Annotated in this window: 9 protein-coding genes; 3 read left to right on the plus strand and 6 right to left on the minus strand. The window is 43.2% G+C overall.

Going from position 1 to position 13,019, the window contains the following annotated elements; translation table 11 throughout:
* Positions 1–74: 74 nt before the first annotated feature.
* Both JMX07_RS03955 and JMX07_RS03960 read right to left on the minus strand, forming a co-directional pair.
* A complete protein-coding gene (locus tag JMX07_RS03955) occupies positions 75–404 on the minus strand; it encodes a YbaB/EbfC family nucleoid-associated protein (RefSeq protein WP_045445429.1) in 330 nt (109 codons plus the stop codon).
* A 111-nt stretch (positions 405–515) separates the two neighbouring features.
* The gene (locus JMX07_RS03960) at positions 516–1,790 is read right to left on the minus strand and encodes an O-succinylhomoserine sulfhydrylase (protein ID WP_201606419.1); all 1,275 of its coding nucleotides are present in this window, start codon (positions 1,788–1,790) and stop codon (positions 516–518) included.
* 416 nt (positions 1,791–2,206) lie between these two features.
* On the opposite strand from JMX07_RS03960, the gene JMX07_RS03965 reads away from it, so the two are divergent.
* From JMX07_RS03965 to dusA, 3 genes are all read left to right on the plus strand, one after another.
* On the plus strand, positions 2,207–3,841 hold the full coding sequence (locus JMX07_RS03965) for a phospholipase D family protein (RefSeq protein ID WP_201606420.1): 1,635 nt from the start codon (positions 2,207–2,209) through the stop codon (positions 3,839–3,841).
* Positions 3,842–4,063: 222 nt separating this feature from the next.
* Positions 4,064–5,368 (plus strand): MFS transporter, encoded by a 1,305-nt coding sequence (locus JMX07_RS03970; RefSeq protein ID WP_179798252.1) that lies wholly within the window; start codon positions 4,064–4,066, stop codon positions 5,366–5,368.
* Between the two features lie 132 nt (positions 5,369–5,500).
* A complete protein-coding gene (gene dusA / locus JMX07_RS03975) occupies positions 5,501–6,484 on the plus strand; it encodes a tRNA dihydrouridine(20/20a) synthase DusA (RefSeq protein WP_201606421.1) in 984 nt (327 codons plus the stop codon).
* 81 nt (positions 6,485–6,565) lie between these two features.
* Here the strand turns inward: dusA and JMX07_RS03980 are convergent, their stop codons facing one another.
* From JMX07_RS03980 to JMX07_RS03995, 4 genes are all read right to left on the minus strand, one after another.
* Positions 6,566–7,354, minus strand: a complete 789-nt coding sequence (locus JMX07_RS03980) for a CPBP family intramembrane glutamic endopeptidase (RefSeq protein WP_201606422.1) — start codon at positions 7,352–7,354, stop codon at positions 6,566–6,568.
* A 68-nt stretch (positions 7,355–7,422) separates the two neighbouring features.
* Positions 7,423–8,313 carry an alpha/beta fold hydrolase gene (locus JMX07_RS03985; RefSeq protein ID WP_201606423.1) on the minus strand — a complete coding sequence of 297 codons (891 nt, stop codon included), beginning with the start codon at positions 8,311–8,313 and terminating at the stop codon, positions 7,423–7,425.
* Positions 8,314–8,593: 280 nt separating this feature from the next.
* A complete protein-coding gene (sppA, locus tag JMX07_RS03990) occupies positions 8,594–9,646 on the minus strand; it encodes a signal peptide peptidase SppA (protein ID WP_227684611.1) in 1,053 nt (350 codons plus the stop codon).
* 264 nt (positions 9,647–9,910) lie between these two features.
* Positions 9,911–12,829, minus strand: coding sequence for a ComEC/Rec2 family competence protein (locus tag JMX07_RS03995; protein ID WP_227684612.1), 2,919 nt, complete (start codon positions 12,827–12,829; stop codon positions 9,911–9,913).
* Positions 12,830–13,019: the final 190 nt, after the last annotated feature.

A 13,019-nucleotide genomic window follows, 5' to 3' on the forward strand; every position in this document is an offset into this window, starting at 1 on the left:
CGTAGCTATAAAAATGGGGTCGTATCGTATCGATAACAACCCCATTTTTGTCTTCAGTATGAAGTATTTAATGCTTAAAACATGCCTTGCATACCTGGTGGCAGACCCATGCCCGAGGTCGCGCCAGCCATCGTTTCTTCATATAGTGCATCTGCTTGACGAACCGCATCATTGATAGCAGCAGCGATAAGATCTTCGATCATATCTGGCTCATCTTCTAACAGACTTGGATCAATAGTCAAACGCTTAACCACATGACGACCAGTCATCGTTACTTTAACTAGTCCACTGCCCGCTTCTGCTTGCACTTCTTTGTTAGCAAGTTCTTTCTTAGCGTTTTCAACGTTCGCTTCTACTTTCTTTTGCATCGTTTGTGCTTGTTGCATCAATGCTTGAATGTTCATAGTTGCCTCTTTTGTTATTTATGGTTTGTATTTTATGCTAGTGCGTATAGTAATGAATAATTAATAACGTAAAGTTAATGCAATGCGTTAATGCAGATTATACCGTTATCTTTACAAACTGTCTAAACCACGTGCCAAGTCTTTGATAATATCTTCCACATCTTCTAGACCTACCGATAGACGAATCAGACCATCTTTGACACCAGCTTCGGCACGAGCCTCAGCAGTTAGACGGAAATGCGTGGTGGTTGCAGGATGAGTAATCGTGGTTTTGGCATCGCCCAAGTTATTGGTGATAGAGACCATTTGTGTTGAATCAATCACATGCCACGCCGCTTCTTTTGTATCGCGGCTATCAGATGCCTTGACTTCAAAACCCATGATAGCACCATAGCCATCTTTCATATGATGCTGACGTGTGGCAAGCTCATGCGCGGGGTGATCACTCAAGCCTGAGAAATGTACCGTGCTCACATTAGGATGATTGACCAAGAATTCTGCCACTTGATTGGCATTTTGGCAGTGTGCTTGCATACGTAATTTAAGTGTCTCAAGCCCCTTGGTAAATACCCAAGCATTAAACGGACTCATGCTGATACCGCCTGAGCGTACCACCGTGAACGCTTCTTGCATCAATTTGTCACTACCAACCAACGCTCCGCCCAGCACTCGACCCTGTCCATCTAAATATTTAGTTGCAGAGTGAATGACCACATCCGCACCCAAGTCTAGCGGGCGCTGCAATGCTGGCGTTGCAAAGCAGTTGTCAACGACGAGTAATATGTCATTGGCTTTGCACAGCTCGCTCAAATAACCGATATCACAAATCTGCGCCAATGGATTACTTGGGCTTTCGCAATAGATCACCTTGGTATTTGGTTGAACCGCATTAGCCCATGCCTCATTGTCAAAGCAATCAACATAGCTAACTTCAACACCAAACTTGGCCATATAGTTGTTAAACAGACCGATAGACGAGCCAAATAACTGATTGGCAGCGAGCAGATGGTCGCCCGCTTTTAGGTATGCCAAGCACATGGTTAGGATTGCACCCATACCAGAGGCCGTCGCAACCGCGCGTTCACCGTTTTCTAATGCAGCCAAGCGACGCTCAAAAGTACGTACACTTGGATTAGTATGGCGAGAGTAAACATTGCCTGTTTTTGTACCGTCAAAATGAGCAGCGGCATCAGCGGCTGAACGATAAACGTAAGAGCTGGTGGTAAAAATAGGCTCTGAATGCTCGCCTTCGTCTGTACGATGTTGACCTGCCCGCACTGCGATGGTCTGCATGCCATAATCAAGCCCTAAATCTAAGGCATCGTTGCGCCAGTTTGGATCTAACTTGTTCAAACTGCTCTCATCATGGTTTTGCGACTGACTCATAAACTTTCCGTTACTTTGGTTGGTGTTTTAATTGAAATAAAATGACTGCTTATTCTTCTGATTATCGACCGAATTTATCAGCGTTATCATATCATGTCGACTTATTCCGCACAGCTGGTTTCAAATGGCCACTAAATATTATTTTCGAATACCAAAGATGCATCAATTCTACTGCTTAAAATCTGCCACATATATAATTAAACACTACTTAAAAAACAATGATTTCGTGCGCTAAATCTAACAAAAATAACGTATTTATAATAGGCAGATATCATAACAGCTGCTAAGCTTAGCGACGATTTAGATTTTGCCACGCGTAATACAACAACAGTCTGGTAATACATCTAAAAAGAGTATTTTAAACACTCAGAATCATTATTTATCAGTACATTTAGGCTCATTAAGGTAAATTCGTTATGTCGATGTTCAGTATAGAACCAAGCAGCTTATCGTTGAGTCTAACACTAGGACTGACTTTAGGTCTTAGCGCTTGCCAGAGTTTGCCCAAGCAGCCACATTTACCGGAAAGCCAAGCACTATCAGCACGCGTAGAGGCGCTATATTCAGACGAGCAAACGACGCAAGGTGAGACGATTAAGACCAGCAGCACTGACTTGGTCTCTGCTATTAGTGCGCAGAACGACATCCATCCTGATTTGTCTGGTTATTACCCAATCGTGACCGGAGCGAATGCTTTTGCGGCACGTAGCATCTTGACAGATATGGCCACGCGCAATATTGATGCACAGTACTATATTTGGCATAACGATCAGGCTGGCCAGCTTCTACTAAAAGACTTATGGGACGCGGCTGAGCGCGGCGTAATCGTGCGATTGTTGTTAGATGATTTTAATAATAGTGCCAAGTTCGACCAGCATTTATTACGCTTTGCCAGTCATCCTAACATTGCGGTGCGTATCATCAACCCATTAATGCACCGTAAGTTTTCAACATTGAACTACGTCACAGGTTTGCCGCGTATCAATCGCCGTATGCACAATAAAAGCATGACGTTTGATAAACAGATTACCATTATCGGCGGACGTAATATCGGTAATGAGTACCTGAGTAACGATCAAAGCAGCCAGTTTGCGGATTTGGATGTTTTACTGATTGGTAAAGTCGTCGCAGACATTGATAATAGCTTTGCCAGTTACTGGTCATCGCCGCTGTCGTTTGACATCGAAACTTTAGCGAAATTTGATGATGACGTTACACCTGATTTTTTGAAGGCATTAGACAAGCTAGGTCTGGATGAAGAGAACAACGAAGGCAGCAGCTTGACGGTTTATAAAGCTGCGATCAAAGACTCTACGATTGATAGTGACTTGATTAATAAGCGTGTGCCTTTCCGTTGGACCGACATGCAGTTCTTGAGTGATGATGTTGGCAAACTAAGTAAAACAGTTCCTGCCGATACCAACCTGGTTCATCAGTTGCGTAACTTGCTTGGTAGCCCAACCAAGAAATTGACGATTATTTCTTCTTATTTTGTACCGACCAAAGATGGCGTCGATACGTTGGTTAAACTGGCTGAAGCTGGTGTCGATATTAAGATACTAACCAACTCATTTGATGCGACCGATGTGACTGCCGTGCATTCTGGTTATAGTCAATGGCGCCCTAGCCTGCTGCGGTCAGGCGTAAAAATATACGAGCTAAAATCAACGGCAGCTGAAGAAAAACGTGACAATAAACTCTGGCGTGCACGCAGTCAGTCATCAACCAGCCTACATGCAAAAACGTTTGCGGTAGACGACTATCAAGTGTTTATCGGTTCCTACAACGTTGACCCTCGCTCTGCCAATATCAATACTGAAATGGGTGTAATCATCAATGATGATGAGTTGGCAAGACAGCTGCACGGGGCGCTGAGTGATGATTTACTAAACCAAGCTTATGAAGTTAAGCTGCTAGACAACGGTAGCTTGGAGTGGCACACCATGGAAGATGGCAAAGAAGTCGTTTACGAGTCAGAGCCACGGGTCGATATGAGTGATCATATCTGGCTTACTATTATGTCTTGGTTACCCATTGACTGGCTACTGTAATATGTAAACTCTTTTCTAAATAGTCCCTAAAATTGCAGGATGTGCAGTTTTGCTTTTGTTAAAAGCCAAATCCTGTAATCAAAGTTCTTATTACAATACACAAAATTACTGTTCCGGCGAATCATTGTTTATATACTTTGATTTGCCGGTTTTTATCATGGCCGATTATCTAAACGATGATCGTCTTAATGACCACTTTACTCCGTGGATGCGTGATCTATTATGCCGACTCGTTCTCAATACGCCCTGATGTCTAAAAAAGACAAAAATACAGTCATATTCGTAAGCTTTATCAGCGCTGTAATCTTTTTTGATTTCTTGATTTATTTGTACATTGCAGACATTGTCTCAGCTGCTATTTTCCCCGCTAATAACGATCCTACGGTTGCTAAGCTGCAAGGAATGGGGCTGTTTGTCATTGGTTACTTGGCTCGGCCATTTGGTGGTATTCTGTTCGGGCGTTATGGTGATCTCAAAGGTCGAAAGCCGACCTTTTTTCTGAGCATAATCGTTACGGCAGGTAGCTTGCTCGCAATGGCGTGTCTGCCTACTTATGCGCAGTGGGGTGCGCTTGCACCTGCGTTATTCATATTGCTGAGAATCATACAAGGTATGGCATTTGGTCTTTACGCACCGCTATCTTGGGTATTTGTGGCGGAGCATGTCCCTCGGCAGTATTTGTCAGTGGCTTGTAGCTACGTTACGGCTAGCTTTTTGGTAGGTGTACTGTTCTCTAATGCGTTTTTTCTGTGGCTGACTGACTTTATGACCACCGTACAGCTGACTGATTATGGCTGGCGTTTGCCGTTTTTTGTTGGCGCCTTACTAACCTGTCTGCCATTGTTGGTATGGCGATTGGTTAAAGAAACTCCGTTTTTCTTGGCGTTAGATAAGCCAAAAACTGGTAAGAATCTAGGTAGACCATTTACGGTATTATTCAAGCGCTGCAAACACTCTATCTTTGTCAGTATGGTACTGACTATAGTGATATCTAGTATCACCTCTGTCATTGTCCTACTACTGCCAGAACTAATAGAAATCAACTTTACTTTAGACAGTGATTTGTTTAGCTTTTCTCATAGCTTGGGCATCGTATTTATGGTTCTTGGCTGTGTCTTTTATGGCATGATCTCGACCCATGAGAACTTTGGTAAAATTTTGGTCATTGGTTCTGTTTTACTTATCGCTCAAACACTGGCGTTCTTTTATCATCTGCAGGCGGGTGGCGACTATATCTTAATCATGTATGCATTGCTAGGGTTCTGTGCCGGTATCGTGGGCATGATCCCTGCCATTTTAGTGCAGCTATTTCCGACCAATGTACGTCTCACCGGCATTTCTTTTTGTTATAATATTACCTACGGTATCGTGGGTGTGCTGATACCCTTTGGTCTTGGTTACGCCACGACACTCATCAGTTTCTCGCCAGCGCTATATATTGCCTTTGTGGGCTCTATCGGTATTATTATGGGGCTTTATTTCTATAATTTGCCCGAGTTAAAAAAGATTGACCACGTTATTGTATAAGTAAGATAGTCAATCGCCGCTTCGCATAACGCTTGAAGCTCTAGAAAATCTTGAAAATAAGGTGCAATGGGTTGTCTCATCCATTGCACCTTCTCCATTTATTTAAGACACAAATATTAAGGCTTAATCACCATGGTTGATATGACCAACAAACGCCTCTCAGTTGCGCCAATGATCGACTGGACTACGACAGATTATCGTTATTTTGCACGACTATTTAATCCACATACCTATCTATATACCGAGATGATCAGTACTGGCGCATTGATACATGGCAATCGAGCACGGCATTTGCGCTTTGATACGCTTGAGCATCCTCTTGTATTGCAGCTCGGCGGTGCAGACATCGGTGAAATGACACAATGCGCAGAGTTTGCTCAGCAATATGGCTATGACGAGGTCAATATCAATGTTGGCTGCCCCTCAGATCGCGTACAGCACAATAAGATAGGTGCCTGTCTGATGGCAGAACCTCAGACCGTCGCTGACTTGGTCAAGCATATGCAAGCTGCAGTCGATATTCCAGTGACGGTCAAGCATCGTATTGGCATCGATGACTTTGATAGTTATGAGTTTATGGTGGACTTTGTGCAGACAGTCGCAGCGGCAGGTTGTACCCGCTTTATCGTACATGCGCGTACGGCATGGTTGCAGGGGCTCAGCCCTAAGCAAAACCGCGAAATACCACCGCTGCGTTACGATGATGTGTACCGTCTAAAGCAGGACTTCCCTGAGCTGGATATTGAAATCAATGGCGGTATCGATACAATTGAAGATATAAAAATGCATCTACAGCATATCGATGGCGTGATGATTGGTCGGGCGTTTTATCACAATCCGTATCTATTAGCAGAGGCCAATAGCTTATGGAATGAGGCAACTCCTGAGACAATACCTAAGCGCTCGGAGATTTTAGCGCAGCTTTATCCCTATCTCGAAGAACAACTCGCAAAAGGCGAAGCGCTGCCAACGATGACAAGACATTATTTGGGACTTTTCCAAGGTCTGATGGGCGCGCGTAAGTGGCGTCAAGCATTGAGCGGCAAACCTCAGCTTACGATTGATGATATTAAGCGAGCGGCCGATGAAGTGCTATCGTTAAATCCTGATGCATAATTCTAACACGTAGCCAAATTTTGATATCTAACTGGCTCGATAGAATTTACATGCCAGCCATCGTTGTGGTCAGCATTTTATCTACGCCGCTTGCACAATATACTGCCACATCGCTGCACCATTATTGACAATGTGTAGTACGATTGGCAGTAATAGCGAGCCCGACTTAATCCGTGCGTAGCAAAATATCAATGCCAACACTACGATGGTACTAATCTCATAGATGCCATACTGCACATGGATCACAGCGAATATCAAACTTGTCACAATGCTGGCGACAATCGCCCCATGATTCGCTGAATATGATGATGCTGTGAACTGTTCTGCGATGGCTGACCACAATATACCGCGAAAGATAACTTCTTCATAAATTGGCGCGACGACCACCATGGCAAACACCAACAGCCAAACCGAAATGACAGACTGATAGAGTGGATCAACAAACACCAACGGCGTCATATCGAGTACATACGTCAGCGCCTGACTGGCAATCATAAATATCAGTAGCAACCCAAGCATGCCTATACCCACCGACAGTGAGAACGGTTTTAGTGCTAAATATTGACACAGACTGCCACCTTTTAAACGAATGATAAGCATGCTAATTGCCACTAGCAATACACAGCCGATGAGTATAGACAGGCTCACAACTGTTCCATCATTACTACCAAAATAGAATATCCGCCCTATCGATGTCCTTTCATCGGCAGGTAATACCATCTTGCCAGCGACATAAACACCTACCAACTGACTGATAAAAAACGCAAGCACCATTCCTACTGTTAGCACGAATGTACCCACGCGCGAAAATAGCGGCAGAGACTTAAGTGAGACAGTCGTACTAGATGAAGCAGTTAGGTTTTTTGGCATAAAGGTATCACTTAAAAATACTCTGGCAGCTCATATCAATTACAAGCATGACTGACGGTATGTTGCATTTATTTTGACAGTTGCTGCTTGATCAATCCTAACACTAGCTTTGAGACAGACTCTGGATGCTCAAGTGGGAACATATGCCCTCCTTCGTGAGTCTCATAAGGAATACCCAAGCGCGATTTTATCTGCTGCGGAAAGCGACGCTTCAAAAAGATGCTGTCTTGACCAATGATTAAAGTTACAGGCACTTTGGGGCCACGGTTTGGTGCAAGCCAATACCAAGAGGGATTGGTACGGAACACAGCAACTTCGCTGGCTTTAGGGATAGCCAATGTCACTTTGCCATCCGCGCGCTCATGTAAGCCGTGATCGATATATCCTTGAAAGCTACGCTCATCAAAATTTTTAAAAAACCCTTTATGTCGCATTTTCTCATATGCTTCATCTCGGCTATCCCACACATCACGGCGATGTTTGGACACACCAGCTGGTGATAGTTTGTCCATCAGACGATTATTCATAAGCGGTAATCTGTCTGCTGTCTTTGCCAAATGCCACAACAAGCTGACTTTGCCATAAATCCAAGGCGGGTCCATAAGCACCGCTTGTGCAAACAAATCAGGCTGACGATACGTGGCCTGCAACGTACACATAGCCCCAAGCGAATGCCCTACTCCTACTACCTGTGCAACGCCATGCTTTTCGCAAGCACTGTTTACGCTATCAATGATTTGCTGCGTCAGACTACGCCAATGATCATCCACTGGATAATCAGGCGTATCGCCCAACATCGCAATATATTCAATCGTAAAAAACTCTGATAAACCTTCAAAAAATGGCTCATATACAGCGCTTGGCATTCCATTAGCATGAGCAAAATGCAGCACAGGTTTATTGGTTATTTTAGAGACAGGCAGTTTAGCAAAGGACTGCAAATTTATTTCATCACTCATGACAGACTCTCGTGGGAACGTTTATGTTATATATTATTTTTAATGATTGAACCTTGTACTATTGTCAAAACCAACAGCATCAAAACTAATCCCTTCAAAACCAACCATGTTTATATGACAAGTTTGACGACTGTGTTTGATGGTTACAGTTGTATAGCTAATTTAATCAGGCTATCACTCAGACCAAGGTTTTTATTTGGTAGTGCATACAATTAAGGCTAAGCACAATTATATGCTCAGCCTTAACAATCATACACATTATATCTAGAACATAAAACGCTTAACGCATCTGCCCAGTGTTGCTTTCTTGTGGCAATACGTCGAGACTAACGCTAGAGCCAATACCTGCACCTAACTTTACTGCAAAACGATCCATAAACATTTGGAACGGATCGGTTGGGCTATAGCTAATGATCGTATCTAGATCTAGTTGCTTACTTAGACTTGTGATACTACCTGTTTTGTCTGCTAAGCCTAGCTCAATAGACTGTTCACCTGTCCAGAATAACCCCGAGAATAGTTTGTTTTGCTCAGGATTCTTCAGACGGTCACCGCGACCTTCTTTGACAGCATTGATGAAATGCTTGTGCGTGTTTGCTAGTACTTTTTCGACATGATTTTCTTCATAGTCAGTCAACGGACGAGATAAGCTTAAGATATCTTTATACTCACCAGCCGTAATCGTACGATCTTCTACGCCAACCTTGTCCATTAAGCCTTTAACATTATAGCTTGGCATAATGACCCCAATAGATCCGACCAGACTTGATGGATTAACATAAATCTCATCTGCAGCAGACGCAATATAATAAGCACCTGACGCACCGATATCACCAATCACCGCATAAAGCTTTTTGTCTGGGTACTCTTGGCGTAAGTCCATCATGGTCTGCCAAATCTCATCAGACTGTACCGGTGAACCGCCAGGTGAGTTAATGTCCAATGCTACTGCTTTTGAGTTACTGTTTGAAAAAGCGTCTCTCAATGCTTCATTGACATCATACGCATTAGCCACATCGTCATTACTGATGACACCTTGCAGCTCAACCACTGCCAAATGTGGATCGCTAGTATCGACTGCGTCCATACCTGTGGGCGTACTGCTGCAACCACGACCAAGAGTCAAAAATATCAATAAGATATAACCAAAAGTCAGTAGTTTAAAAAAGATACTCCAACGACGAGCGCGGCGCTGCTCAACCACACTCGCTAATAACGTGTTTTCCAGCACCCTCCATTCTTGTCCACTTGGCGGGCTTGGTTGCTGCAGTTGCGTTGACTGATTTGCCGAGTTATCAGGACGTTTGTTAGGGTCTGGTGGCCAGTTGGGCATATAACTTCCTAAGTTAGAAACAATCTAAAACAATGAAATGAGGTTGTCGAGAAATACAGCTAGAACAGTGGTGTATACCTGACTGATACTGTCTCACAGTATCTGTGACCTGTATTAATAGGCTGCTAAGTATGGTGGTATTTCGATAATGGTTCAATAGTATAACTGTGAAATATCACTATATTGTAACACTGATAATATAAGCCTTATTTTTGAGGGTTAGTAGTTTCGGCATTGGGAGTGCTATCAATGTTATTTAGCGATTTAGTTGTTTAGCAATAATGCCGCGTCTAAGGGTTTATTATCATAGGTTATAACTTCATCGACTCTTTGACGACTTATGGCATCAGCTGTAATTTGCGAGGTACTATGACCAAGCCAACGTGTATTTTTGAATAGCATGTCATCATTATTCGATTCAACTGAACATAGTAATGACCACAGTTGCCAAACGCGTTGATGAGTATCAGCATTTAAAATCAGACGTGACTGGAAAGACTCTGACTGTTTGCCAGTTAACTGGTTAGATGCTACTTGTACTTGAGGGCTAACAGGTGAATTGACAGGTAACGAATTGAGTGGATCTGCCGCATTGTATCTCAGAACTCGTATAGGCAAATTAGTATCAAGAGCAATCGTACAATCCCAAACGCTGGTATCACCTATTTCATTCCAACCAGTGATGGCCTGTACTGACAACTCATCGTTAGTCGATTGCCATATTTTGCCTTGCTCACAACGTTGAGCACTAATAATAGGCGTATCTTCAGATTGCCTAACTGTTTTATAGGCTTGCTGAAATGTAGACCAACGATCAGAACGCCCTGCTTGCCAATATTGGCTAATGGTTAAGCGGTCATTTAATTGAGCAACGGTCGTCGGTAGTAATTCAGGATTTTTGGTATTAGCAATATTCTTATCGTCAGGAATTAACGTATCAGTCAGGCCAATACTACTGCTTTGTACGACAATACTCTCTAACTTATCGACAGATAAACTACCCAATTGCTGCTTTAAAGTTTCAGATAATTTGTCTGCTGTTAGGCTGCTTGGCATCGTTCGTGTAGATGCTGGTCTATGATCAGCTAAGAACAACCAATTGGTACTGTTTTCATTGACGGTAGGATATTGCAGCAATGCCACCGTTATATACGAATCACCTGTTGGTAGAATATATAGGGTCGGCATCGTGACAAATGACTGCTGATTGGCATACACCGTCATCATCAGCAACGTTAATGGTGGTAACATCAACCAACGACTGAGTAAACCTCGTGGCAGCAGCCAAGGCAATGCACTTAGCAAAGCCATCGATAGTATCGCGATATTAACTGGTGTATAGAGCCACGCATCCGATAGCGCTGGCAATGACGTGAGCCAACTCATCAAATCGTGTAGATGACCAACTATCGTACTAATAATTACCCAAAGAATATCAGCAATACTCGGCACCAGAAGGTAACATAGTCCTGCTAATAGATTGAGCGGTACAATCACCCAACCAAATAGCCCGATAGCAAATAAATTGATAAAAAGTCCCCATAACGACGCCTTACCAAATAAAAGCAACGTAACGGGTAATAAAGTAAGAAACAGCCAAAACTGTAGTTTAAATACACGCTTGATCGTTTGCCAAACACGGTTAGATAGCGCGCTATTGATATAAGTACGCGGCTTATCATCGTATAAATTCGTTACAGCAGTAGTCTGATGCTGATACGACTTATCGTCATACTTGAGTAATAACGCCACTGCGATAAAAGACAGCCAATACCCCGCCTGCCATAATACGTAAGGGTCACGCCAAGCCATCAATATAGCCAATGCCAATAGCACGCGCATCGTACTGATAGGAAGCAATATCAATCTGACGAATCCAATCGCTAATAACATCCAAGCCGTACGAGCAGCAGGCACGTCAAAACCAGTAAATAGCGCATAAATAAAAGCGGCACCAATCATTACCCACCAGCGCACTTGCCAACGCGGAATACGACGATAAATCGCTGAATAATTACGATCAAACAGCAGTACAACTATGCCTGCCAATACAATAGCTAAAAACAGTACGTGCGTGCCTGAAATAGCGAGCAGATGTGAGATACCTGCCAGTTGATATAAGTCCTTAGTATCACGATTAATCAAGCTACGATCACCCGTGAGCAGACTTAATGTCACGGCTTTTGCTTGTTGCTCTGCTGTCGTTTGTGCTGACCAGTCTTGATAGAAATGCTGTCGTAATCGCCAACGCCCCTGATCGATACGAGTACGAAAGCGCTGAAGATATGAATCAGAGTCTAGCGACTGCTTCGAATATTTTTTATCGCTGATTTCATTGCTAATTTCGCTACTATTTACCAATGTAGGGCTAACGGCCAAAATATTTGCAACGCCATCAATATGCCGACCTCGTAACCAGCGATAACTGTCAAAGCCAGTAGGGTTATTGACTGCTTGCTCAGAAGTAGCTAACGGCGCCAGTGCTAGGCTCATGAATATCTCATCACCGGGCTGCAAATCGTTTAAGGCTGCAAACTGGCTCTTATTCGCAGACTTTCTTGGATAGGCGTTAAGTAAGATTCGGTGTTCGCTGACTCTGATATTAACTTCATTGGGATTAACATCGTAATTGGTGCTTAGGCTATTTTTATTTGCATCTAAGTAGTCGGATGTTTTAGTTGCTAACTCTTGGGGCGTCAGCTCAACGGTCAATGGAGCGATGTTCGTTATCACCGCTGCTTGGCGATAACCGCTGTCTGTAGTGGCATCATAAACACTGTCGCTCAACCCTTCGATACGCACGAGTGCTTGTACTCGTATCGGTGCAGTTATTTCAGTGGTTTCTGCTTGTTGATGAGTAACCAAAGCTTGCAGTGCGCTACCTATCACTAACGCAGTCGCTAACAAAGCTAAGACTAAGTATCTAATAATTCGGAAAGGAAGTTTAGTATGGCGAGATGTGTTGTTAGATGTACTGTTATCAGCGCTGTGGCTGTCTATCGAGGGTATGTTGAGTTGAGCAGAAGCCAACAGAAACGTAGCAAATACAATCAGCGCCAACGACAGATTGGATGGATCAATCATATCTAGCAAGGATAAGTCAGTTGGCATTATCACATTATCTGCGACTGCCAATACGCCCATCATAACTATAATTATTAGGCTACCAATCAACCAGTACACCAGCACTCCTTGCTTGATGACTTAAATATTATTCGGCCAAATATGGTTACTTACTATAGCAAATGACACGCGATGCAATAGCATTTATATTTATATTACCCTATACTGAGGCAACGTATTAGGTGGTAACTATCTGACACCACCATTCTGTGTGTTCTAACCTTTATCCTACTCACCATATATTACTTTA

This window comes from Psychrobacter immobilis (assembly GCF_904846235.1).
Classification (GTDB): domain Bacteria; phylum Pseudomonadota; class Gammaproteobacteria; order Pseudomonadales; family Moraxellaceae; genus Psychrobacter; species Psychrobacter immobilis_C.